Genomic DNA, 22,441 nt, shown 5'->3' with positions numbered 1-22,441 from the left:
TTTCACGCAATCGTTAACCTGATTGGCTTACTGACCAACAGAGCGTAAAATAACGCCGTTTTTTATTGAACGAGATAATGATGAGCGATTTGTTTACCTCTCCCGACCATACCCTTGATGCACAGGGACTGCGCTGCCCGGAACCGGTAATGATGGTGCGTAAAACCGTACGCGGCATGCAGGCCGGAGAAACGCTGCTGATTGTCGCGGACGATCCGGCGACAACCCGCGATATTCCCGGCTTCTGCACGTTTATGGAGCATGAGTTGGTGGCAAAAGAGACCGACTCTCTGCCGTACCGTTATTTAGTGCGTAAGGGTCAGTAATCGCTGCCGGATGCCGACGCTAAAGCGTCCCATCCGGCCGACAAAACGCGTTATCCTTTACGTAACAGTCGCAACGCGTTGGCAGTCACAAGAACCGTCGCCCCCGTATCTGCCAGCACCGCCAGCCACAATCCGGTGATCCCGAGCAGTGTGGTAATCAGAAAAATTCCCTTCAGTCCCAGCGCAATCGCAATATTCTGACGAATATTGGCGTGAGTGGCGCGCGCCAGTTGAATCATTTGTACCAGACCACGCAAACGGTTATGGGTCAGGGCGGCGTCTGCGGTTTCCAGCGCGACGTCGGTCCCGCTTCCCATTGCAATGCCGATAGTGGCGGCTTTCATTGCCGGAGCGTCGTTAATTCCGTCACCGACCATTGCTAGAGGCGACTGCTGGTTCAGGCTGGTTACCACCCGAACTTTGTCTTCCGGCAGTAGCCCGGCTTTGAACTCCAGACCCAGTTCACTGGCAATCGCTGCTGCTGCTCGTGGATTATCGCCGGTGAGGATCACACCTTTCACACCTAACTGATGAAGCTCGCTGATGGCGGTGCGGGCGTCGTCACGCAACGTATCCTGCAAGGCAATTACACCCAACACGGCATTGTTGCGCAGCACCAGCACTACCGTTTGTCCTGCGCTTTCCAGTTCACTTATCTGCCCGGTAAAGGCTTCGGCAGGTTGTTTACCTGCGGCGCAAATCAGCACGCGTTCGCCATTAACCTGCGCTTCAATGCCTGAACCAACCAGCGCACGCTGTGCTTTGGCCCCTGGGATGGTCAATTCACGGGTTTGTGCTTCGCGAACAATCGCCTGTGCCAGTGGATGCGTGGCGCCTTGTTCTACCGCCGCCGCCAGTGCCAGGAGTTCGGACTCGCTGATATTGCTCGCTGGATGAATGGCTGTTACGCGGGGTTTACCTACAGTCAGCGTTCCGGTTTTATCAAACGCCACCTGAGTGACTCTGCCCAGTTGTTCCAGTGCCGCACCGCCTTTAATGAGCGCCCCACGACGTGCCGCTGCTGCCAGACCGGAGGTGATCGCTGCAGGCGTAGAGATAACCAATGCGCATGGACAACCAATCAACAACAGCGTCAGCCCTTTATAAATCCACTCCTGCCAGGATGCAGCAAACAGCAGCGGCGGCACGAGGGTGACCAGCAGGGCAACCGCCATAATAGCTGGGGTGTAAATCCGGCTGAAGCGGTCAATAAAACGCTCAATGGGCGCGCGACGCTCGTCGGCTTCTTCAATCAGTTTCAGAATGCGGTCAATGGCGCTGGCACCGGGTTCAGAGAGAACTTCAAGTGTGACCAGACGGTCGACGCTGGTTGCGCCCGCCGGGACTTTTTCGCCGGTTGCGCGTTCAACCGGGATAGATTCGCCGGTGAGTGCGCTTTCATCAAAACTGGCAAAATCGGAGACCAGTTTGCCATCGGCAGGTAAACGTCCACCCGCGGCAACTTCGATAATGTCGCCAGGCTGGAGAGTATTAATGGCGACCTCTTCACGCTTGCCATTATGCAGGCGTGTGGCGGTTTCTGGTTTCAGTGCCATCAGGGCGCTGACGCCTTTACGGGCGCGGCTGGCTGCCCATCCTTCCAGGCGTTCGCCAATTAAGAACAGCAGTAAAACCATCGCGGCTTCAGCCGTGGCACCAATAAACAGCGCGCCAATGGCGGCAACGCTCATCAGTGTTTCAATGGCGAAGTAGCTGCCGGTTTTCATCAGGCGCAGGGCCTGACGGGCAATAGGATACAGACCAACCAGCGTGGTGGCGATAAACGCCATCTGACCAAAAGGGTGATTGAACTGCTCCAGTCCCCAACTGATAGCCATCATGATGACCAGCGTAATCAGCGGCAGGTTCTCTTTAAATCGGGACTCGGGGGCCTCTTGCGGAGCCTGCTCATCGCGCAGGGTATAGCCTGCCTTTTGCACCGCGTTTTCAATTTGTTGGCGGATATCGGCGTCGGTATTGACCACCAGTTTTTCAGTCGCGAACAGCACCTGAACGTGATTGACACCACTGACCTGACGGACCGCATTTTCAACTTTACGGGCGCAGGCAGCGCAATCCATACCCGCTACTTTCCAGGAATAGCGAGTACCTTCAACGGCATCGGAAACGGGCGGTGGGGTTGAGCAACTCCCTTCACAGCAGCAGTCATCTGCCTTCTGTGGTGCAGGAGCAAGCTTGAATGAAGAAAACTGTGGGGCCTTTTTGCCATTGGCATCTGGTGTCGACATGGCATCCTCCGGTCGATAATCATTTCGTATTAACCGGAGGATACACTCTGGAGTCGACTCCAGAGTCAAGCATTTTTAAAGATACAGCGAACGAACAATCAGGAAATGTCCGGCAAAGTAGCAGGCGGCGGCAATTGCATTATCAGCGCGGAAGCGGCAACGATAATGACTTCCCAGCCAGACAATATTGCCGACAAACAGTAACGCGGCCCCCATAAATGCTGACAGCGCCGGGGCAGTTGGGCGGAAGAACCAGAGCTCACCGGCCATCCATACCATCATCAGGGTGATGCCGATAAAGGTACATATTGCTAAGCGAAGCTCTTCCAGTCGCGTCCAGATCACGGCGATCAGTAAGGCTCCCATCACCAGCAGCACCAACGGCAGTGGCCAGAAGAACGACAGTGTCATTTGGCTGGCGAAATAAATGGTATACAGCAAATGCGACAGGAAAAACGCGCCCACGGCATACAACAGGCGTTGACGTGGCAACAGTGTCAGTGCATCGCCCAGTAGTGAGGCAAACAAGCCGGCCAGCACCAGGTAGCTGACGGCGTTAAACATTGGTGCCTGCCAGGCCAGTAACAGCAGGAGTAATAATGTGAGTGGCTTAAAGACCCAACGTTGCCAGACGGGGCCACGATAAGAGGCATCTACAAACAGCCATGCGGAAAGACAGACAGCGATAAACGACCAAAGCATCTTAGTTCCTTGAATTCGTTATTTTTTCGTAAGCGGGGTGCCTACGGCTCTTCTGACCAGTGTAGAGGCCGATAGCGCCAGATGACAACACCATAACAGGCAGGTTATGCTTATTTCCGCATTTTCTGATGGGTTAATAATATGAGTAAACCACCACTTTTTTTCATTGTTATCATTGTATTAATTGTTATTGCCGCATCGTTTCGCTTTGTTCAGCAGCGACGTGAAAAAGCGGATAATGATGCCGCACCGCTGGTGCAAAAGCAGGTGGTGGTAAGTAATAAACGAGAAAAGCAGCTTAACGACAGGCGTTCACGTCAGCAGGAAGTGACTCCGGCGGGCACCAGCATGCGTTATGAAGCGAGCTTCAAGCCGCAAAATGGAGGTCTGGAGCAGACGTTTCGTCTTGATGCGCAGCAATATCATGCATTAACGGTCGGGGACAAGGGCACGCTGAGTTACAAAGGCTCGCGCTTTGAGGGGTTTAGCGCACAACCGTAATTGAGCAGGCCGGATAAGGCGTAAACCGCCATCCGGCATTGCGGTTACTTCTTCAACTGAGTCTTAATTTTCTTCTGCCAGACCAGTAGCTCAAACACGCCAAACAGAAAAATGCGGATTTTCTCACCGCGGGTCATCTGCGGGCCATCTTTTGGCAACGTGCTTTTTAACAGCGCTAACTGCATCCCATGCATCAGTGCCATAAACACCAGTGCAACGTTAACGAAGATGTTGAGTGGGCGTGGAAACGGCTGAAAAATATTAAGCAGTAAAAAGGCCCAGACGCAGAGCATCAATAAGCGTCCCAGATTAATCAGCATTGTGCTCTCCTTTGGCTTCGCGTTGATACAGGCGATAGGCGACCTGTCCGGCTACCTTTTCGCGATACAACGACCAGTTAACAGGAACCGGAGGCAGACCGTTTTCAACTTCGCTTTCCACGTAAATATACGCCTCGTTTGCCAGCCAGTTGTTTGTTTCCAGAAGAGTTAATGTTTCTTCCAGTAAACCTTTGCGAAAAGGTGGATCAACAAACACCACATTATGCGGCGTACCCGCCTGGGCCAGAAATGCGAGCGTGTTGGTGTTGATGACGCGGGCATGGCTTGCCTTAAGTGTGGCAAGATTCTTTTGTAACTGCTGCGATACCGCACGGTCCATCTCCAGCAGCGTGGCGTCTGCTGCATAGCGGGAGAGGGCTTCCAGCCCCAGCGCGCCGCTTCCGGCGAAGCAGTCGAGGCAGCGCGCGTCGACCATCACCGGGGCCAGCCAGTTAAACAATGTTTCGCGGACTCGGTCGGTCGTCGGTCGTAAACCGGGACTGTCCGGAACCGGGAGTTTACGGCCCCGCCATTGCCCGCCAATAATGCGGATCTGACCGCTGCCTGAGTGATTCGGTTTTTTCATTTCGATTATTGCTCAATCCGCCTATAGCATGTCGTTCCAGGCGGTGATGTGAGTTGAGTTAAGTGATAGACTATTTCATCATTTTTATAGCTGCTATGTACATAGCGTTGACGCTGTGCCATGAAGCAACAGCGGGGGAGTGTAGTCGCAAATGGCGAAAGAGAAAAAACGTGGCTTTTTTTCCTGGCTGGGCTTTGGTCAAAAAGAGCAGGCACCGGAAAACGAGACAGAATTAAAAAACGAAGAACAACAATCGGTTGCCGAAGAAACTGTCGTCGTAGAGGAACAACCTCGCGCGCAGGAAACGCATAGTGAAGCGGAATCAGAAGCTTTTGCTGCTGAAGTTGTTGAAGTCACGGAACAGGTTGCGGAAATCGAAAAGCTGCAGCCTGAAATAGAGCCCGTTGCCGAACATGTTCAGCCGGTTGTTGAAGCACCTGAACCGACAGTGGCCGCCGTTGAGGTTATTGAACGCGAAGAGTTGCCGCTGCCGGAAGAGGTGAAAGCTGAAGAAACTTCACCTGAGGAGTGGCAGGCCGAAGCGGAAACCGTTGAAATTGTGGAGGCGGTTGAAGAAGAAGCGGATAACGAACCGCAACTGACTGACGAAGAGCTGGAAGCGCAGGCGCTGGCAGCCGTGGCGGTGGAAGAAGCCGAAACTGTTGTACCGGTTGAAGATACCCCAGCGGAAGAGGGTTTGGTAGAGGAAACGGTAGAAGAAGAGGCCGCGCAGGAGCAGGAAAAGCCGACGAAAGAAGGTTTCTTTGCGCGTCTTAAACGCAGCTTGCTGAAAACAAAAGAAAACCTCGGTTCCGGATTTATCAGTCTGTTCCGTGGTAAAAAGATCGACGATGATCTGTTTGAAGAGCTGGAAGAGCAGTTACTGATCGCTGACGTGGGTGTGGAAACCACCCGCAAGATCATCGCCAATCTGACGGAAGGCGCCAGCCGCAAGCAACTGCGTGATGCAGAAGCGCTGTATGGTCTGCTGAAAGATGAAATGGGCGAGATTCTGGCAAAGGTTGATGAACCGCTGAATGTTGATGGTAAAACGCCATTTGTTATTTTAATGGTGGGTGTGAACGGTGTGGGTAAAACGACCACCATCGGTAAGCTGGCGCGCCAGTTTGAGCAGCAGGGTAAGTCGGTGATGCTGGCAGCCGGGGACACCTTCCGTGCTGCGGCGGTAGAGCAGCTGCAGGTCTGGGGTCAGCGTAACAACATCCCGGTGATTGCTCAGCATACCGGCGCGGATTCCGCATCCGTTATCTTTGATGCTATTCAGGCTGCGAAGGCGCGTAACGTTGACGTGCTGATCGCTGATACTGCGGGTCGCTTGCAGAACAAAGCGCACCTGATGGAAGAATTGAAAAAAATCGTTCGTGTCATGAAGAAGCTGGACGAGGATGCGCCGCATGAAATTATGCTGACCCTTGACGCCAGTACCGGGCAGAATGCAATAAGCCAGGCCAAACTGTTCCATGAAGCGGTGGGATTGACCGGTATTACCCTCACCAAGCTGGACGGTACGGCGAAAGGTGGAGTAATTTTCTCGGTTGCCGACCAGTTTGGCATCCCTATCCGTTATATCGGCGTGGGCGAACGTATCGAGGATTTACGTCCGTTTAAAGCGGACGATTTTATAGAGGCACTTTTTGCCCGAGAGGATTAACAATGATTCGCTTTGAACATGTCAGCAAGGCCTATCTCGGTGGGAGACAAGCGCTGCAGGGAGTCACATTCCATATGCAGCCTGGCGAGATGGCGTTTCTGACCGGCCACTCCGGTGCGGGGAAAAGTACCCTGCTGAAGCTGATCTGTGGAATTGAGCGGCCCAGCGCCGGGAAAATCTACTTCAGCGGGCATGACATTAGCCGTTTAAAAAACCGTGAAGTGCCTTTTCTGCGCCGTCAGATCGGGATGATTTTTCAGGATCACCATCTGTTGATGGACCGAACCGTTTTTGACAACGTAGCAATCCCGCTCATCATTGCGGGTGCCAGCGGGGACGATATCCGTCGCCGCGTGTCGGCGGCACTGGACAAGGTCGGGCTGTTGGACAAAGCGAAGAACTTCCCGATTCAACTCTCCGGCGGCGAACAGCAGCGCGTGGGGATTGCCCGTGCGGTGGTGAATAAGCCTGCGGTACTTCTGGCGGATGAACCTACAGGGAACCTCGACGATGCGCTGTCGGAAGGGATCTTACGCTTGTTTGAAGAGTTTAACCGCGTAGGAGTAACGGTATTAATGGCAACGCACGATATTGGGCTGATCTCCCGACGTTCATATCGTCAGCTTGTCCTGAGCGATGGACATCTGCATGGAGGCCTGGCCCATGAATAGGCGCGACGCTATCAATCAAATTAAACAGTTTGGTGGCCGACTGGACCGCTTCCGTAAATCGGGCGGTGCTCCGGGGGACGGTGGTCGCAACGCGCCAAAGCGTGCAAAATCATCGCCGAAGCCGAACTCGCGTAAAACCAACGTCTTTAACGAGCAGGTGCGCTATGCATTCCAGGGGGCGTTACAGGATCTGAAAAGTAAGCCACTGGCGACATTCCTGACGGTGATGGTAATCGCCATCTCCCTGACGCTGCCAAGCGTCTGCTACATGGTTTATAAGAACGTTAACCAGGCGGCAAGCCAGTATTATCCGTCCCCGCAGATCACTGTTTATCTGCAAAAAACGCTGGATGACGATGCGGCGGCGCGGGTGGTGGGTCAATTGCAGGCAGAGCAGGGCGTGGAGAAAGTGAATTATCTTTCCCGCGATGATGCGCTGGGCGAATTCCGCAACTGGTCCGGTTTTGGTGGTGCGCTGGATATGCTGGAAGAGAACCCGCTTCCGGCTGTGGCGGTGGTGATCCCGAAACTGGATTTCCAGGGCACGGAGTCGCTGAATACGCTGCGTGACCGTATTACGCAAATCAATGGTATTGATGAAGTTCGCATGGATGACAGCTGGTTTGCGCGGCTGGCTGCGCTGACGGGACTGGTTGGGCGTGTGTCAGCGATGATTGGCGTGCTGATGGTGGCAGCGGTCTTCCTGGTCATCGGTAACAGTGTACGTCTGAGTATCTTTGCTCGTCGCGATACCATTAACGTACAGAAACTGATTGGTGCAACGGATGGATTTATCCTGCGACCGTTCCTCTACGGTGGGGCGCTGTTAGGCTTTTCTGGCGCATTTCTTTCACTGATTTTGTCAGAAATTTTGGTGATGCGGCTGTCGTCAGCGGTAACAGAAGTGGCGCAGATTTTTGGAACAAAGTTTGATATCAATGGCTTATCATTTGATGAATGCCTGCTGCTTCTGCTGGTGTGCTCGATGATTGGCTGGGTGGCAGCCTGGCTTGCCACGGTTCAACATTTACGCCACTTTACCCCCGATTAAAAAATCTCTGGTATAATCTTTCCCTGCACTGAGTAGTTCGCTCTGCAGGGAAAGAGTCACTGTTTTCTCTTCCCGGCGCATTCATCGTGATGTCACATTTTGTGCGTAATTTATACACAATACGACATGGAACTTGTGGATAAAATCACTGTCTGATAAAAGATTGAATGATATTCTCGTTGCTCATAAGCTCTGGCATGGTTGTTGCTATTGGTTTTCCATCGCGCCAGATGATACAGATTGAGAGGATTTGAATGACCAAAGAAATGCAAAATTTAGCTTTAGCCCCTGTTGGTAACCTGGAGTCTTACATCCGGGCTGCGAACGCGTGGCCGATGTTGTCGGCTGACGAGGAGCGGGCACTGGCTGAAAAGCTGCATTACCAGGGCGATCTGGAAGCAGCTAAAACGCTGATCCTGTCTCACCTGCGCTTTGTTGTTCATGTTGCTCGTAATTATGCGGGCTATGGCCTGCCGCAGGCGGATCTGATTCAGGAAGGTAATATCGGCCTGATGAAAGCCGTGCGCCGTTTCAACCCGGAAGTGGGTGTGCGCCTGGTTTCCTTCGCCGTGCACTGGATCAAAGCTGAGATCCACGAATACGTTCTGCGTAACTGGCGTATCGTTAAAGTCGCGACCACCAAAGCACAGCGTAAGCTGTTCTTTAACCTGCGTAAAACCAAGCAGCGTCTGGGCTGGTTTAATCAGGATGAAGTTGAAATGGTTGCTCGTGAGCTGGGTGTTTCCAGCAAAGACGTCCGCGAAATGGAATCCCGTATGGCGGCGCAGGACATGACGTTTGATATGTCTTCGGACGACGAGTCCGACAGCCAGCCGATGGCTCCCGTGCTTTATCTGCAGGATAAATCGTCTAACTTTGCTGACGGCATCGAAGATGACAACTGGGAAGAGCAGGCGGCTAACCGACTGACCGACGCAATGCAGGGTCTGGACGAGCGTAGCCAGGACATCATTCGTGCCCGTTGGCTGGACGAAGACAACAAGTCGACGTTGCAGGAACTGGCCGATCGCTACGGCGTCTCCGCTGAACGTGTGCGTCAGCTTGAAAAGAACGCCATGAAAAAACTGCGCGCGGCAATCGAAGCGTAACCTTCCAGTAAACCTGGAAATGCTTATAAACCCTGGATGAAAATCTGGGGTTTTTTGTTTTTATCTCTCCTGCTCTCTCCTGAGGTCTATGCTTTTTGTCATCAAGTTGTTATCTGCATGTCAAATTTAGCTATTCCAAAATAATAAAAATCGGGTATGTTTTAGCAGAGTATGCTGCTAAAGCACGGGTGGCTATCCAATAATTGAAATAAAGTGCTGAACAACAACATCACAACACACGTAATAACCACAATAATGGGGATTGTCAGGATGAATATGAAGGGTAAAGCGTTATTGGCAGGATGTATCGCCCTGTCTTTGAGCAATATGGCGTTTGCTAAGGATATTAAGGTTGCCGTCGTCGGCGCGATGTCGGGCCCGGTGGCGCAGTATGGCGACCAGGAATTTACCGGTGCAGAACAAGCGATTGCGGACATCAACGCAAAAGGTGGCGTTAAGGGTGACAAACTGGCCGTAGTGAAATACGACGACGCCTGTGACCCTAAGCAGGCGGTAGCGGTTGCTAACAAAGTGGTCAACGACGGGATCAAATACGTTATCGGCCACCTTTGCTCATCATCCACTCAGCCAGCATCAGATATTTATGAAGATGAAGGTATTCTGATGATCACCCCGGCGGCTACGGCACCGGAACTGACTGCGCGTGGCTATAACCTGGTTATGCGTACGACCGGCCTGGACTCCGATCAGGGGCCAACCGCCGCGAAATACATTCTGGAAAAAGTGAAGCCGCAGCGCATCGCTATCATCCACGATAAGCAGCAGTATGGTGAAGGTCTGGCGCGCGCAGTGCAGGACGGTCTGAAAAAAGGCAACGCCAACGTAGTATTCTTTGACGGGATCACCGCCGGTGAAAAAGACTTCTCTACCCTGGTAGCGCGCCTGAAGAAAGAGAACATCGACTTTGTTTACTATGGTGGTTATCACCCGGAAATGGGGCAGATTTTACGTCAATCGCGCGCCGCAGGTCTGAAAACGCAGTTTATGGGGCCGGAAGGAGTTGCGAACGTATCGCTGTCTAACATTGCCGGTGAATCTGCTGAAGGGTTGCTGGTAACCAAGCCGAAGAACTACGATCAGGTTCCTGCGAACAAACCAATCGTAGATGCGATTAAGGCCAAGAAACAGGATCCGAGCGGAGCCTTCGTGTGGACGACCTACGCTGCACTGCAGTCTTTGCAGGCCGGTCTGAACCAGTCTGAAGATCCAGCTGAAATTGCCAAATACCTGAAAGCAAACTCAGTGGAAACCGTCATGGGGCCGCTGTCCTGGGATTCGAAGGGTGATCTGAAAGGCTTCGAGTTTGGCGTGTTCGACTGGCACGCTAACGGTACTGCAACCGACGCCAAATAATTTTCCTGCGCCTTTCGCGCTGCAGGGGCGTTGGCTGCGTTATTCTCCCCCGGGAACTTACTTATGTAAGTTCCCGGGGATTTAATGAGGGACATCCCTGTCCCTCACCGAAGGCAGCCTTTGGCTGTTCAAATTCGTTCCAGACGAATTTGTCACTCCCTTGCCGCCTTCCTGCAACGCGAAATTCTTGGAAAATTGCGAGGCGGTTATTTTATCTTTTCTCCCAGCCATCCGCCTGCGCAGTAAACCCTAACGCATGCATAAACGCGGCCATGGTATTTCGGTCCTCGACGCCAACATCCGCCATCCACCAGCATGAAACGTCCGGGTTATCCCGGAGAACCTCCTCTACTAAATACTGCCCGACGCCTCGACGACGCGTGATTTCACGAACACGTAATGAATCCAGCGCGCCTTGCGTACCGCTCAGTGTCACACGTACCGCTCCCAGCAGACGCTCGTTAAAACGCGCAGCATAGATCCGGTGGGCGTCATCTACGCTTAAGGATGAGGCGGAATATTCAGGCCAGATTTTGCCCAGATCGATGTGATCCTGAGCGCTAAAGTTTTCTAAACGAATGATGGTCAGCTTCATTGACAGCATGTCCAAATCACAAAAGATGAAATCAGTGTACCGAAATAATTCACCCGGACGCTTTCTCTTTTTTATGCGAATAACCAGGTTAATAGTTTTGTAACAACGATAATGACAGTTTGAAACATTAGAGATTGAAAAACAGGCAGGATAATACCCTGGAATGCAGCATTTTATTCCGCTCATTATGCCGTTATTTTATGCTGACAAACGCACTTTTTTTTGTTTATCTATAGTGAAAAGCAGAATATTATCTTTTCTTAATCGACTGAAAAATAGAGATTTTAGCCTGATTATGCTTAAAAATCTGCGCTAAGCCATTAATGAGACTGGTAAAAATAGCGCAGTTCAAAAAAAGCACAGTCTGCTTTTTAACCATATAAATACAAAATATATACGCAAAATCATTCAAGTTGCATCAAGGCGGCAAGGGAGTGACAAATTCGTCTGGAACGAATTTGAACAGCCAAAGGCTGCCTTCGGTGAGGGACAGGGATGTCCCTCATTAAATCCCCAGGAGCTTACATAAGTAAGTGACTGGGGTGAGCGAAGGTAGCCAACACTGAGGCAGCTTGAAGGATGAAGTGTAAACACATCACGAATGGGGATTCAGTTAATGAAACGGAATGCGAAAACAATCATCGCGGGAGTGATAGCACTGGCAATGTCGCACACTGCCATGGCGGAAGATATTAAGGTCGCTGTTGTCGGAGCGATGTCAGGCCCGGTCGCGCAGTGGGGCGATATGGAATTTAATGGCGCACGTCAGGCAATTAAAGATATCAATGCTAAAGGCGGGATCAAAGGCGACAAGCTGGTGGGCGTGGAATATGACGATGCCTGCGATCCGAAACAGGCTGTGGCTGTGGCGAACAAAATCGTTAACGACGGCATTCAGTATGTTATTGGTCACCTGTGCTCGTCCTCCACTCAGCCAGCCTCCGATATCTACGAAGACGAAGGTATTTTGATGATCTCCCCGGGAGCCACCAACCCGGAACTGACGCAACGCGGCTACGCGCACATCATGCGTACCGCAGGTCTGGACTCCTCCCAGGGACCGACCGCCGCGAAATACATTCTGGAGACGGTGAAGCCCCAGCGTATCGCCATCATCCACGATAAACAGCAGTACGGCGAAGGTCTTGCGCGTTCGGTACAAGACAGCCTGAAAGCGGGCAAAGCCAATATTGTCTTCTTTGATGGGATCACCGCGGGTGAAAAAGATTTTTCTGCGCTGATTGCTCGCCTGAAAAAAGAGAACATCGACTTCGTTTACTACGGTGGCTATTACCCGGAGATGGGACAAATGCTGCGCCAGGCCCGTTCTGTTGGTCTGAAAACTCAGTTTATGGGACCAGAAGGTGTGGGTAATGCCTCACTGTCCAACATTGCAGGTGATGCCGCTGAAGGCATGCTGGTTACGATGCCAAAACGCTATGACCAGGATCCGGCGAATAAAGGTATCGTGGATGCGCTCAAAGCTGACAAGAAAGATCCAACCGGACCTTATGTATGGATCACCTACGCCGCCGTACAGTCGCTGGCGACAGCTATGGATCGTAGCGGTAGCAAAGAACCGCTGGAGCTGGTGAAAGATCTGAAAGCTCACGGGGCTGACACCGTGATTGGGCCGCTGAATTGGGACGAAAAAGGCGATTTGAAGGGATTTGAGTTTGGTGTCTTCCAGTGGCACGCGGATGGTTCTTCCACCGCCGCCAAATAAGGCAGCCACTCGTTATACTTCGAATCGCAGGTGCGTTGGCTGCAACTCGAATTATTTAGAGTGGATTCAATATCCCGTCCGGGCGGGTTTGGAAAGGTTATTTTATGTCCGAGCAGTTCCTCTATTTTTTGCAGCAGATGTTTAACGGCGTCACGCTGGGAAGCACCTATGCGCTGATTGCCATCGGTTACACGATGGTGTACGGCATTATCGGCATGATCAACTTCGCCCACGGCGAGGTGTATATGATCGGCAGCTATGTCTCCTTTATGATTATCGCCGCGCTGATGATGATGGGCATTGATACCAGCTGGCTGCTGGTGGCGGCCGGATTTATCGGTGCTATCGTGATTGCCAGCGCCTACGGTTGGAGTATCGAGCGCGTGGCATACCGGCCCGTGCGTAGCTCCAAGCGTCTGATTGCGCTGATTTCTGCGATCGGGATGTCTATCTTCCTGCAAAACTACGTCAGCCTGACGGAAGGCTCGCGTGATGTGGCGCTGCCAAGCCTGTTTAACGGTCAATGGACTATCGGCAGTAGCGAAAACTTTTCTGCTTCCATCACTACCATGCAGTTGGTTATCTGGATAGTGACCTTCATGGCGATGCTGGCGCTGACCATTTTTATCCGTTATTCACGTATGGGACGCGCCTGCCGCGCCTGTGCGGAAGACCTGAAAATGGCCAGTCTGCTGGGTATCAACACTGACCGCGTCATTGCGCTGACCTTTGTGATTGGTGCGGCGATGGCGGCGGTGGCGGGTGTGCTGCTCGGTCAGTTCTACGGCGTAATTAATCCGTATATTGGCTTTATGGCCGGGATGAAAGCCTTTACTGCTGCGGTTCTCGGCGGTATTGGCAGCATTCCTGGTGCGATGATCGGCGGCCTGATTCTGGGCGTAGCTGAAGCGCTTTCCTCTGCTTATCTGAGTACGGAATACAAAGACGTGGTGTCGTTCGCACTGCTGATTCTGGTGCTGCTGGTGATGCCGACCGGTATTCTGGGTCGTCCGGAGGTAGAGAAAGTATGAAACCAATGCATTTTGCGATGGCGCTGCTCTCTGCCGTTATGTTTTTCATCCTGGCGGGTGTCTTTATGGGCGTCCAGCTAGAGCTGGATGGCACTAAGCTGGTTGTTGATGTCGCCAGTGATATTCGCTGGCAGTGGGTGTTTATTGGCACTGGGGTGGTTTTTCTGTTCCAGCTGCTGCGTCCGGTGTTCCAGAAGAGCTTGAAAAGCGTCTCCGGACCGAAGTTTATTCTGCCAGCGATTGACGGCTCAACTGTCAAACAAAAGCTGTTCCTGGTGGCGCTGCTGGTCATTGCCGTGGCATGGCCATTTATGGTGTCACGTGGGACGGTGGATATCGCCACGCTGACGATGATTTATATCATCCTCGGTCTGGGCTTAAACGTCGTGGTTGGTCTTTCCGGTCTGTTAGTGTTGGGCTACGGTGGTTTTTATGCGATTGGCGCTTACACCTTCGCGCTGCTGAACCACTATTACGGTCTTGGTTTCTGGACCTGCCTGCCACTGGCGGGGCTGGTTTCGGCAGCTGCAGGCTTTATGCTCGGCTTCCCGGTGCTGCGCCTGCGTGGTGACTACCTGGCGATTGTGACGCTGGGCTTTGGCGAGATCGTTCGTATTCTGTTGCTCAACAATACTGAAGTGACCGGTGGTCCGAACGGTATCAGCCAGATCCCGAAACCAACCTTTTTCGGCCTTGAGTTCAGTCGTAGTGCCCGCGAAGGCGGCTGGGATACCTTCAGCAACTTCTTTGGCGTGAAGTATGATCCGTCTGACCGCGTGATTTTCCTTTATCTGGTGGCGCTGCTGCTAGTGGTCTTCTCGCTTTTCGTCATTAACCGTCTGTTACGTATGCCGCTGGGTCGCGCATGGGAAGCGTTGCGTGAAGATGAAATTGCCTGTCGTTCGCTGGGCCTAAACCCAACGCGCATCAAACTGACCGCTTTTACTATCAGCGCTGCGTTTGCTGGTTTTGCCGGAACGTTGTTTGCCGCTCGCCAGGGCTTTGTCAGCCCGGAATCTTTTACCTTTGCCGAATCCGCCTTTGTGCTGGCGATTGTCGTCCTGGGGGGAATGGGGTCGCAGTTTGCGGTGATCCTGGCGGCTGTCCTGCTGGTTGTATCACGCGAGCTGATGCGCGATTTCAATGAATACAGCATGTTGATGCTGGGTGGTTTAATGGTACTGATGATGATCTGGCGTCCACAGGGCTTGTTGCCGATGACCCGTCCACAGTTGAAGCTGAAAAACGGTCAAGCAAAAGGAGAGCAGGCATGAGTCAGCCATTATTATCCGTTAACGGCCTGATGATGCGCTTCGGTGGACTGCTGGCGGTCAACAACGTTGAGCTGGAGCTGAGGCCGCAGGAGATCGTTTCGTTAATCGGGCCAAACGGCGCGGGAAAAACTACGGTCTTCAACTGCCTGACCGGCTTTTATAAGCCGACCGGCGGCACGATCAAGTTGCGTGACCAGCACCTGGAAGGGCTACCGGGCCAGCAAATCGCCCGTATGGGCGTGGTGCGCACCTTCCAGCATGTGCGTCTGTTTCGTGAAATGACGGTGATTGAAAACCTGCTGGTAGCACAACATCAGCAACTGAAAACGGGCGTGTTCTCTGGTTTGCTGAAGACTCCGTCGTTCCGTCGTGCACAGAGTGAAGCGCTGGACCGCGCCGCTACCTGGCTGGAGCGTATTGGTCTGCTGGAGCATGCCAACCGTCAGGCCAGTAACCTGGCGTACGGTGATCAGCGTCGCCTGGAGATAGCCCGTTGTATGGTCACGCAGCCGGAAATCCTGATGCTCGACGAACCCGCTGCGGGTCTCAATCCGAAAGAGACTAAAGAGCTGGACGAGCTGATTGCCGAACTACGTAATCATCACAACACCACCATTTTGCTGATTGAACACGACATGAAACTGGTGATGGGCATTTCTGACCGTATTTATGTGGTGAACCAGGGCACGCCGCTGGCGAACGGGACGCCGGAACAGATTCGTAATAACCCGGACGTGATCCGCGCATACCTTGGTGAGGCGTAAGATGGAAAAAGTCATGTTGTCCTTTGACAAAGTCAGTGCCCACTACGGCAAGATCCAGGCGCTGCACGACGTCAGCCTGTATATTAACCAGGGTGAAATCGTGACGCTGATTGGTGCCAACGGTGCAGGGAAAACGACGCTGCTCGGTACGCTGTGCGGCGATCCGCGTGCTACAAGCGGGCATATTGTCTTTGACGGTAAAGATATTACCGACTGGCAGACGGCGAAAATTATGCGTGAAGCGGTAGCGATTGTTCCGGAAGGACGTCGTGTGTTTTCCCGTATGACGGTGGAAGAGAACTTGGCGATGGGCGGCTTCTTTGCTGAGCGTGACCAGTTTCAGGAACGCATCAAGTGGGTATATGATCTGTTCCCCCGCCTGCATGAGCGCCGTATCCAGCGCGCAGGGACCATGTCCGGCGGCGAGCAGCAGATGCTGGCGATTGGTCGTGCATTGATGAGTCAACCGCGCCTGCTGCTACTTGATGAGCCTTCCCTGGGGCTGGCACCGATCATTATTCAGCAGATTTTTAACACCATCGAGCAGCTACGCGAGCAGGGGATGACAATCTTCCTCGTTGAGCAGAACGCCAACCAGGCGCTGAAGCTCGCCGACCGCGGATACGTGCTGGAAAACGGTCATGTGGTGCTATCCGATACCGGTGACGCCTTGCTTGCCAACGAAGCGGTACGCAGCGCGTATCTCGGCGGTTAGCCCTTTGCGGCACTACAGGATGGCAGCGTAAACGCTTAATCCGGCCTACACGTGATCGTAGGCCGGATTAAACGCACCAGCGTTGTCATCCTGCAGAGTGTTCATAAGCAGCACCGTATCTATACGTGTCTTAACTCCCACTTTCTCCTCTCATAACCTTCACTGCCTTGCCATCTGTTTGTCGCCTTACTATCTTTTTTTTGTAATAAAAAAGTTATTTTTCTGTCATTCGAGCATGTCATGTTACCCCCGCGAGCATAAAACGCGTGATATCGCGCATCCGGCACAACAAGAGAGATAACCGATGATATCGTTACGACATACAGCTTTAGGACTGGCTCTCAGTCTGGCATTTGCAGGTCAGGCTCTGGCAGTAACTACCATCCCATTCTGGCATTCAATGGAAGGCGAACTGGGTAAAGAAGTTGATTCACTGGCGCAACGTTTTAATGAATCCAACCCCGATTACAAAATTGTTCCGCAGTACAAAGGTAATTACGAGCAGAGTCTGAGCGCAGGTATTGCCGCCTTCCGTACCGGAAACGCGCCTGCGCTGCTGCAGGTGTATGAAGTTGGTACGGCGACGATGATGGCTTCGAAAGCGATTAAGCCAGTTTTCGAAGTGTTTAAAGAGGCCGGAATTAACTTCGATGAGTCCCAGTTTGTGCCGACGGTGTCCGGGTATTACACCGACTCTAAAACCGGGCACTTACTCTCTCAGCCGTTTAACAGCTCCACTCCGGTGCTGTATTACAACAAAGATGCCTTTAAAAAAGCCGGCTTAGATCCCGATCAGCCGCCGAAAACCTGGCAGGATTTGGCCGAATACACCGCGAAGTTGAAAGCCGCAGGCATGAAGTGTGGTTACGCCAGCGGCTGGCAGGGGTGGATCCAGATTGAAAACTTCAGCGCCTGGAACGGCTTACCCGTTGCAACCAAAAATAATGGCTTTGACGGTACCGATGCGGTTCTGGAGTTCAATAAGCCAGAGCAGGTGAAACACATTGCTCTGTTGGAAGAGTTGAACAAGAAAGGGGATTTCAGCTACTTCGGGCGCAAAGATGAATCCACTGAGAAGTTCTACAACGGTGACTGCGCAATTACTACCGCCTCTTCGGGTTCTCTGGCTGATATTCGTCACTACGCTAAATTCAACTACGGTGTAGGCATGATGCCATACGATGCCGACGTGAAAGGCGCGCCGCAGAACGCGATTATTGGCGGTGCGAGCCTGTGGGTGATGCAGGGTAAAGACAAAGCAACCTACCAGGGTGTGGCGCAGTTCCTCAACTTCCTGGCGAAACCTGAAATCGCTGCCGAATGGCACCAGAAAACAGGTTATCTGCCGATTACTACCGCCGCGTACGATCTGACCCGTGAGCAGGGTTTCTATGACAAGAATCCGGGAGCGGATATCGCTACACGTCAGATGCTGAACAAACCGCCGTTGTCGTTTACCAAAGGTCTGCGTCTGGGCAATATGCCTCAAATCCGCACTATCGTGGATGAGGAACTGGAAAGCGTATGGACCGGTAAGAAAACGCCACAGCAGGCGCTGGATTCCGCTGTTGAACGTGGGAATCAGTTGCTGCGCCGCTTTGAGCAATCGACCAAGTCTTAATGTGAAATGCCGGGTGGCGGCTTCGCCTTACCCGGCCTACAAATGCGCGTAGGCCGGATAAGCGTAGCGCCATCCGGCGCTGTTCAGGAATCAAACCTCAATGTCCTCATCCCGTCCGGTGTTCCGCTCGCGCTGGCTTCCCTACTTATTGGTTGCCCCGCAGTTGGTCATCACCGTTATTTTCTTTATCTGGCCCGCAGGTGAAGCGCTGTGGTATTCACTGCAAAGCGTCGATCCGTTTGGTCTTTCCAGCCAGTTTGTAGGCCTGGATAACTTCGTCGCTCTGTTCCATGACATCTACTACCTCGACTCTTTCTGGACAACGATGAAGTTCAGTACGCTGGTCACGGCAAGCGGCCTGCTGGTTTCGCTGTTTTTTGCCGCACTGGTGGATTATGTGGTGCGTGGTAGCCGTCTTTACCAGACGCTGATGCTATTACCTTACGCCGTGGCCCCCGCCGTCGCTGCCGTGCTGTGGATCTTCCTGTTCAACCCCGGACGTGGGTTGATTACGCATTTTCTCGGTGAGTTTGGCTATGACTGGAACCATGCGCAAAACAGTGGCCAGGCGATGTTCCTGGTGGTGTTCGCGTCCGTCTGGAAGCAGATTAGTTACAACTTCCTGTTCTTCTTTGCTGCCTTGCAGTCTATCCCTCGTTCGCTGATAGAAGCCGCTGCAATTGATGGTGCAGGGCCGATTCGCCGTTTCTTTAAACTGGCGCTGCCGTTAATTGCCCCGGTGAGCTTCTTTTTGCTGGTGGTGAATCTGGTTTATGCCTTCTTTGACACTTTCCCGGTTATCGATGCAGCGACTGCAGGTGGGCCGGTACAGGCGACCACTACGCTGATTTATAAGATCTATCGTGAAGGGTTTGTTGGACTGGATCTCTCAGCTTCCGCCGCACAGTCAGTGGTGCTGATGTTCCTTGTCATTATTTTGACAGTGGTGCAGTTCCGCTATGTCGAAAGTAAGGTGCGTTACCAATGATTGAGAATCGCCACGGGCTGACAATATTCAGCCATACCATGTTGATTCTGGGGATTATGGTGATCCTTTTTCCACTGTACGTCGCGTTCGTCGCGGCGACGCTGGATAACAAAGCGGTGTTTGAAACGCCGATGACGCTGGTTCCTGGTACGCATCTGCTGGAAAACATGTACACCATCTGGGTCAACGGCGTGGGCGTCAATAGCGCGCCGTTCTGGCTGATGATGCTGAACAGTTTCATCATGGCGTTCAGCATTACGGTGGGGAAAATTACGGTTTCCATGCTCTCTGCGTTTGCCATTGTCTGGTTTCGCTTCCCGCTGCGTAACCTGTTTTTCTGGATGATCTTTATCACGCTGATGCTGCCGGTTGAGGTGCGTATCTTTCCAACGGTGGAGGTTATCGCCAACCTGAAGATGCTTGACAGTTATGCAGGCCTGACGCTACCGCTGATGGCGTCGGCTACCGCCACCTTCCTGTTCCGTCAGTTCTTTATGACTCTGCCGGATGAACTGGTCGAAGCGGCGCGTATTGACGGCGCTTCTCCAATGCGTTTCTTCCGGGACATCGTGCTGCCGTTGTCGAAAACCAACCTGGCGGCGCTGTTTGTCATCACCTTTATCTACGGCTGGAATCAGTACCTTTGGCCGTTGTTAATTATTACCGACGTTAATTTGGGCACGGCCGTGGCAGGCATCAAAGGCATGATCGCCACTGGCGAAGGCACCACGCAGTGGAACCACGTAATGGCAGCCATGCTGCTGACGCTCATCCCCCCGGTAATCATCGTGTTAGCCATGCAGCGCGCATTTGTGCGTGGTTTAGTAGACAGTGAGAAATAAAAATGGCTGGTTTAAAACTACAGGCAGTAACCAAAAGCTGGGACGGTAAAACCCAGGTTATTCAACCGCTGACGCTGGATGTTGCGGACGGGGAATTTATTGTGATGGTCGGCCCGTCGGGCTGCGGTAAGTCCACGCTGCTGCGAATGGTCGCCGGGCTGGAACGGGTGACTAGCGGTGACATCTGGATTGATCGTAAGCGCGTCACTGAGATGGAGCCAAAGGATCGCGGTATTGCCATGGTGTTTCAAAACTACGCGCTCTACCCGCATATGAGCGTGGAAGAAAATATGGCCTGGGGGTTAAAAATCCGCGGGATGGGCAAGGAACATATTGCGGAGAGGGTGAAAGAAGCCGCGCGTATTCTTGAACTGGGTGAACTGCTCAAACGCCGCCTGCGTGAGCTTTCCGGTGGTCAGCGGCAGCGTGTGGCGATGGGGCGGGCGATTGTGCGCGATCCGGCGGTATTCCTGTTCGATGAACCGCTTTCTAACCTTGATGCCAAGCTGCGTGTGCAGATGCGCCTTGAGTTACAACATCTGCACCGCCGACTGAAAACCACCTCGCTATACGTTACGCACGATCAGGTTGAGGCCATGACACTTGCCCAGCGCGTGCTGGTGATGAACAAAGGTGTCGCTGAGCAAATTGGCACCCCGGTCGAGGTATACGAAAAACCCGCCAGCCGCTTTGTGGCGAGTTTTATTGGTAGCCCGGCCATGAACCTGATGGACGGACACATCAGCGCCTCGGGTACCCATTTTGAACTGGAGGGGGGCATGGCGTTGCCTGCCGGTCATGACTATCGTCGCTATAGTGGACGGAAAATGACGTTGGGTATCCGCCCGGAGCATATTGCGCTAAGCTCGCAAGCCGAAGGCGGCGTGCCGTTGGTTGTCGACACGCTGGAAATGCTGGGAGCAGATAACCTGGCACACGGACGTTGGGGTGAGCAAAAGTTGGTGGTGCGACTGGCACATCAGCATCGCCCGACGGCTGGCAGTACGCTATGGCTGCATCTGCCAGAAAATCATTTGCATCTCTTTGATGGCGAAACAGGACAACGCGTATGAGTAACTGGCCTTATCCTCATATTGTCGCCCACCGTGGTGGCGGCAAACTGGCTCCGGAGAACACCCTGGCGGCAATCGACATGGGGGCGCGATACGGGCATACCATGATTGAATTTGACGCTAAATTGTCGAAGGATGGCGAGATCTTTTTACTGCACGACGACAACCTCGAGCGTACTAGCAACGGTTGGGGCGTTGCCGGTGAACTGAACTGGCAGGATTTGCTGCGTGTGGATGCTGGCGGTTGGTTTAGCGGTGAGTTCAAAGGCGAGCCGTTGCCGTTGCTCTCACAGGTGGCTGAGCGCTGTCGCCAGCACGGTATGATGGCGAATATAGAGATTAAACCTACCACGGGTAGCGGAACCATCACGGGGAAAGCCGTCGCGCTCGCCGCGCGTGAATTATGGGCTGAAATGACGCCGCCGCTGCTTTCATCATTCGAGATTGACGCCCTTGAAGCGGCGCAATTGGCTGTTCCTGAACTGCCGCGTGGGCTACTGCTTGACGAGTGGCGTGAAGACTGGCGAGAACTCACCGCGCGCCTGGGCTGCATCTCGATTCATCTTAACCATAAGCTGTTGGATGAGGCGAGAGTGGACGCGTTGCGCGATGCGGGTTTAAGAATTCTGGTGTATACCGTCAACCGGCCCCAGCGCGCTGCTGAGCTGTTGCGCTGGGGAGTGGACTGCATTTGTACTGATGCTATTGATGTGATTGGCCCTGATTTTCAGCCCGATTAAGGCCCAATCGTTTTTAACGGAACGTTAGGCTGCGGCGTGTTGGAGGGTCTCAGCATGTCGCCGTTCTTTTTCTCCGGAAGCATTTGCTGCTGTTTATTCAGCGAGCTGTCCGGATTACGGGCTCCGTTTAACATCCCACCGTTGTTGTTGGGCAGCATTTGCTGTTGGGTGGAATTCAACTCCCCTGGCTGAGACTGACGTACTCGCTGGGAGTTGGTGTTGATTTGATTTTCCATATGCTGCTGTTGCATACGCGTCTGCGATTGCAACTGCTGGTTGAGCATCCCTTTCTGCTGAATTTGCTGTGTCTGCATTTGCGTCTGCATACGCTGCTGACTCGGGATCTGATAACCAGGTTGATTCGGGTTATTCATGGTGTTGATGGGCTGTGCAAAGCCTGCAAACGGCAATAGCATGGCTAATATCAAGAGTCGTTTCATCGCTTTTCTCCTCCCGGGGATCTCTTAAGTTTACTCCTTATTCACCGTTACGATGATTATTTCAGAGTTAT

23 protein-coding genes are annotated in these 22,441 nt (G+C 52.8%); 17 read left to right on the top strand and 6 right to left on the bottom strand.

The window, feature by feature from the left end; translation table 11 throughout:
• The first annotated feature begins 80 nt into the window (after positions 1–80).
• Positions 81–326 carry a sulfurtransferase TusA gene (tusA, locus tag SK36_RS20400; protein ID WP_003827551.1) on the top strand — a complete coding sequence of 82 codons (246 nt, stop codon included), beginning with the start codon at positions 81–83 and terminating at the stop codon, positions 324–326.
• A gap of 50 nt (positions 327–376) precedes the next feature.
• Here tusA and zntA read toward each other — a convergent pair whose 3' ends face one another.
• Positions 377–2,575, bottom strand: a complete 2,199-nt coding sequence (gene zntA, locus SK36_RS20395; protein ID WP_048222958.1) for a Zn(II)/Cd(II)/Pb(II) translocating P-type ATPase ZntA — start codon at positions 2,573–2,575, stop codon at positions 377–379.
• A 75-nt stretch (positions 2,576–2,650) separates the two neighbouring features.
• The gene (locus tag SK36_RS20390; protein WP_045448538.1) at positions 2,651–3,277 is read right to left on the bottom strand and encodes a lysoplasmalogenase; all 627 of its coding nucleotides are present in this window, start codon (positions 3,275–3,277) and stop codon (positions 2,651–2,653) included.
• Positions 3,278–3,418: 141 nt separating this feature from the next.
• Here SK36_RS20390 and SK36_RS20385 point away from each other — a divergent pair, with 141 nt between their 5' ends.
• Positions 3,419–3,778 carry a DUF2500 domain-containing protein gene (locus tag SK36_RS20385; RefSeq protein WP_048222956.1) on the top strand — a complete coding sequence of 120 codons (360 nt, stop codon included), beginning with the start codon at positions 3,419–3,421 and terminating at the stop codon, positions 3,776–3,778.
• 44 nt (positions 3,779–3,822) lie between these two features.
• On the opposite strand, the gene SK36_RS20380 is transcribed toward SK36_RS20385, so the two are convergent.
• Positions 3,823–4,098, bottom strand: coding sequence for a DUF1145 family protein (locus SK36_RS20380; RefSeq protein ID WP_045448534.1), 276 nt, complete (start codon positions 4,096–4,098; stop codon positions 3,823–3,825).
• Positions 4,088–4,684 (bottom strand): 16S rRNA (guanine(966)-N(2))-methyltransferase, encoded by a 597-nt coding sequence (gene rsmD, locus SK36_RS20375; RefSeq protein ID WP_045448532.1) that lies wholly within the window; start codon positions 4,682–4,684, stop codon positions 4,088–4,090. The genes SK36_RS20380 and rsmD overlap by 11 nt, the downstream gene beginning before the upstream one ends.
• A 151-nt stretch (positions 4,685–4,835) precedes the next feature.
• On the opposite strand from rsmD, the gene ftsY reads away from it, so the two are divergent.
• From ftsY to livJ, 5 genes are all read left to right on the top strand, one after another.
• On the top strand, positions 4,836–6,356 hold the full coding sequence (gene ftsY, locus SK36_RS20370) for a signal recognition particle-docking protein FtsY (RefSeq protein ID WP_048222954.1): 1,521 nt from the start codon (positions 4,836–4,838) through the stop codon (positions 6,354–6,356).
• A gap of 2 nt (positions 6,357–6,358) precedes the next feature.
• The gene (gene ftsE, locus SK36_RS20365) at positions 6,359–7,027 is read left to right on the top strand and encodes a cell division ATP-binding protein FtsE (RefSeq protein ID WP_006687468.1); all 669 of its coding nucleotides are present in this window, start codon (positions 6,359–6,361) and stop codon (positions 7,025–7,027) included.
• On the top strand, positions 7,020–8,078 hold the full coding sequence (gene ftsX, locus SK36_RS20360; RefSeq protein WP_045448527.1) for a permease-like cell division protein FtsX: 1,059 nt from the start codon (positions 7,020–7,022) through the stop codon (positions 8,076–8,078). Before ftsE ends, ftsX begins: the two co-directional genes overlap by 8 nt.
• A 254-nt stretch (positions 8,079–8,332) precedes the next feature.
• Positions 8,333–9,187: an RNA polymerase sigma factor RpoH gene (gene rpoH, locus SK36_RS20355; protein WP_045448525.1), complete on the top strand. Its 855-nt coding sequence runs from the start codon at positions 8,333–8,335 to the stop codon at positions 9,185–9,187.
• Between the two features lie 270 nt (positions 9,188–9,457).
• Positions 9,458–10,561 (top strand): branched chain amino acid ABC transporter substrate-binding protein LivJ, encoded by a 1,104-nt coding sequence (gene livJ / locus SK36_RS20350; RefSeq protein ID WP_156184456.1) that lies wholly within the window; start codon positions 9,458–9,460, stop codon positions 10,559–10,561.
• A gap of 211 nt (positions 10,562–10,772) precedes the next feature.
• Here the strand turns inward: livJ and panM are convergent, their stop codons facing one another.
• Entirely contained in the window at positions 10,773–11,156 is a 384-nt protein-coding gene (gene panM, locus SK36_RS20345; protein WP_045449824.1) for an aspartate 1-decarboxylase autocleavage activator PanM, read from the bottom strand.
• A 616-nt stretch (positions 11,157–11,772) separates the two neighbouring features.
• Here panM and livK point away from each other — a divergent pair.
• The 10 genes from livK (at position 11,773) to ugpQ (ending at position 21,930) form a co-directional block, all read left to right on the top strand.
• The gene (gene livK, locus SK36_RS20340) at positions 11,773–12,882 is read left to right on the top strand and encodes a high-affinity branched-chain amino acid ABC transporter substrate-binding protein LivK (protein ID WP_045449822.1); all 1,110 of its coding nucleotides are present in this window, start codon (positions 11,773–11,775) and stop codon (positions 12,880–12,882) included.
• A 104-nt stretch (positions 12,883–12,986) separates the two neighbouring features.
• Positions 12,987–13,913, top strand: a complete 927-nt coding sequence (gene livH, locus SK36_RS20335; RefSeq protein WP_045448521.1) for a high-affinity branched-chain amino acid ABC transporter permease LivH — start codon at positions 12,987–12,989, stop codon at positions 13,911–13,913.
• Positions 13,910–15,187: a branched chain amino acid ABC transporter permease LivM gene (gene livM, locus SK36_RS20330; RefSeq protein ID WP_045448520.1), complete on the top strand. Its 1,278-nt coding sequence runs from the start codon at positions 13,910–13,912 to the stop codon at positions 15,185–15,187. Before livH ends, livM begins: the two co-directional genes overlap by 4 nt.
• Positions 15,184–15,951 carry a high-affinity branched-chain amino acid ABC transporter ATP-binding protein LivG gene (gene livG / locus SK36_RS20325; protein ID WP_003023438.1) on the top strand — a complete coding sequence of 256 codons (768 nt, stop codon included), beginning with the start codon at positions 15,184–15,186 and terminating at the stop codon, positions 15,949–15,951. The genes livM and livG overlap by 4 nt, the downstream gene beginning before the upstream one ends.
• Position 15,952: 1 nt before the next feature.
• Positions 15,953–16,666 carry a high-affinity branched-chain amino acid ABC transporter ATP-binding protein LivF gene (gene livF / locus SK36_RS20320; protein ID WP_136345540.1) on the top strand — a complete coding sequence of 238 codons (714 nt, stop codon included), beginning with the start codon at positions 15,953–15,955 and terminating at the stop codon, positions 16,664–16,666.
• 304 nt (positions 16,667–16,970) lie between these two features.
• Entirely contained in the window at positions 16,971–18,287 is a 1,317-nt protein-coding gene (gene ugpB / locus SK36_RS20315) for a sn-glycerol-3-phosphate ABC transporter substrate-binding protein UgpB (protein ID WP_045448519.1), read from the top strand.
• Positions 18,288–18,387: 100 nt separating this feature from the next.
• A complete protein-coding gene (ugpA, locus tag SK36_RS20310; protein ID WP_045448518.1) occupies positions 18,388–19,275 on the top strand; it encodes a sn-glycerol-3-phosphate ABC transporter permease UgpA in 888 nt (295 codons plus the stop codon).
• Positions 19,272–20,117 (top strand): sn-glycerol-3-phosphate ABC transporter permease UgpE, encoded by an 846-nt coding sequence (gene ugpE, locus SK36_RS20305; protein WP_048222947.1) that lies wholly within the window; start codon positions 19,272–19,274, stop codon positions 20,115–20,117. The genes ugpA and ugpE overlap by 4 nt, the downstream gene beginning before the upstream one ends.
• 2 nt (positions 20,118–20,119) lie before the next feature.
• Positions 20,120–21,190, top strand: coding sequence for a sn-glycerol-3-phosphate import ATP-binding protein UgpC (locus tag SK36_RS20300; protein WP_048222945.1), 1,071 nt, complete (start codon positions 20,120–20,122; stop codon positions 21,188–21,190).
• Positions 21,187–21,930: a glycerophosphodiester phosphodiesterase gene (gene ugpQ / locus SK36_RS20295; RefSeq protein WP_048222942.1), complete on the top strand. Its 744-nt coding sequence runs from the start codon at positions 21,187–21,189 to the stop codon at positions 21,928–21,930. Before SK36_RS20300 ends, ugpQ begins: the two co-directional genes overlap by 4 nt.
• Here ugpQ and SK36_RS20290 read toward each other — a convergent pair.
• Positions 21,927–22,370, bottom strand: a complete 444-nt coding sequence (locus SK36_RS20290) for a DUF2756 family protein (protein ID WP_045448511.1) — start codon at positions 22,368–22,370, stop codon at positions 21,927–21,929. The two genes, ugpQ and SK36_RS20290, sit on opposite strands and share 4 nt — an antisense overlap.
• Positions 22,371–22,441: the final 71 nt, after the last annotated feature.

The organism is Citrobacter sp. MGH106 (assembly GCF_001037495.1).
Lineage (GTDB): Bacteria > Pseudomonadota > Gammaproteobacteria > Enterobacterales > Enterobacteriaceae > Citrobacter > Citrobacter murliniae.
This window is presented reverse-complemented; position numbering and strand designations above follow the sequence as displayed.

Coding starts and splice junctions, on each gene's coding strand:
- tusA (WP_003827551.1), top strand. CDS start 81: ATGAGCGATTTGTTTACCTCTCCCGACCATACCCTTGATGCACAGGGA.
- zntA (WP_048222958.1), bottom strand. CDS start 2,575: ATGTCGACACCAGATGCCAATGGCAAAAAGGCCCCACAGTTTTCTTCA.
- SK36_RS20390 (WP_045448538.1), bottom strand. CDS start 3,277: ATGCTTTGGTCGTTTATCGCTGTCTGTCTTTCCGCATGGCTGTTTGTA.
- SK36_RS20385 (WP_048222956.1), top strand. CDS start 3,419: ATGAGTAAACCACCACTTTTTTTCATTGTTATCATTGTATTAATTGTT.
- SK36_RS20380 (WP_045448534.1), bottom strand. CDS start 4,098: ATGCTGATTAATCTGGGACGCTTATTGATGCTCTGCGTCTGGGCCTTT.
- rsmD (WP_045448532.1), bottom strand. CDS start 4,684: ATGAAAAAACCGAATCACTCAGGCAGCGGTCAGATCCGCATTATTGGC.
- ftsY (WP_048222954.1), top strand. CDS start 4,836: ATGGCGAAAGAGAAAAAACGTGGCTTTTTTTCCTGGCTGGGCTTTGGT.
- ftsE (WP_006687468.1), top strand. CDS start 6,359: ATGATTCGCTTTGAACATGTCAGCAAGGCCTATCTCGGTGGGAGACAA.
- ftsX (WP_045448527.1), top strand. CDS start 7,020: ATGAATAGGCGCGACGCTATCAATCAAATTAAACAGTTTGGTGGCCGA.
- rpoH (WP_045448525.1), top strand. CDS start 8,333: ATGACCAAAGAAATGCAAAATTTAGCTTTAGCCCCTGTTGGTAACCTG.
- livJ (WP_156184456.1), top strand. CDS start 9,458: ATGAATATGAAGGGTAAAGCGTTATTGGCAGGATGTATCGCCCTGTCT.
- panM (WP_045449824.1), bottom strand. CDS start 11,156: ATGAAGCTGACCATCATTCGTTTAGAAAACTTTAGCGCTCAGGATCAC.
- livK (WP_045449822.1), top strand. CDS start 11,773: ATGAAACGGAATGCGAAAACAATCATCGCGGGAGTGATAGCACTGGCA.
- livH (WP_045448521.1), top strand. CDS start 12,987: ATGTCCGAGCAGTTCCTCTATTTTTTGCAGCAGATGTTTAACGGCGTC.
- livM (WP_045448520.1), top strand. CDS start 13,910: ATGAAACCAATGCATTTTGCGATGGCGCTGCTCTCTGCCGTTATGTTT.
- livG (WP_003023438.1), top strand. CDS start 15,184: ATGAGTCAGCCATTATTATCCGTTAACGGCCTGATGATGCGCTTCGGT.
- livF (WP_136345540.1), top strand. CDS start 15,953: ATGGAAAAAGTCATGTTGTCCTTTGACAAAGTCAGTGCCCACTACGGC.
- ugpB (WP_045448519.1), top strand. CDS start 16,971: ATGATATCGTTACGACATACAGCTTTAGGACTGGCTCTCAGTCTGGCA.
- ugpA (WP_045448518.1), top strand. CDS start 18,388: ATGTCCTCATCCCGTCCGGTGTTCCGCTCGCGCTGGCTTCCCTACTTA.
- ugpE (WP_048222947.1), top strand. CDS start 19,272: ATGATTGAGAATCGCCACGGGCTGACAATATTCAGCCATACCATGTTG.
- SK36_RS20300 (WP_048222945.1), top strand. CDS start 20,120: ATGGCTGGTTTAAAACTACAGGCAGTAACCAAAAGCTGGGACGGTAAA.
- ugpQ (WP_048222942.1), top strand. CDS start 21,187: ATGAGTAACTGGCCTTATCCTCATATTGTCGCCCACCGTGGTGGCGGC.
- SK36_RS20290 (WP_045448511.1), bottom strand. CDS start 22,370: ATGAAACGACTCTTGATATTAGCCATGCTATTGCCGTTTGCAGGCTTT.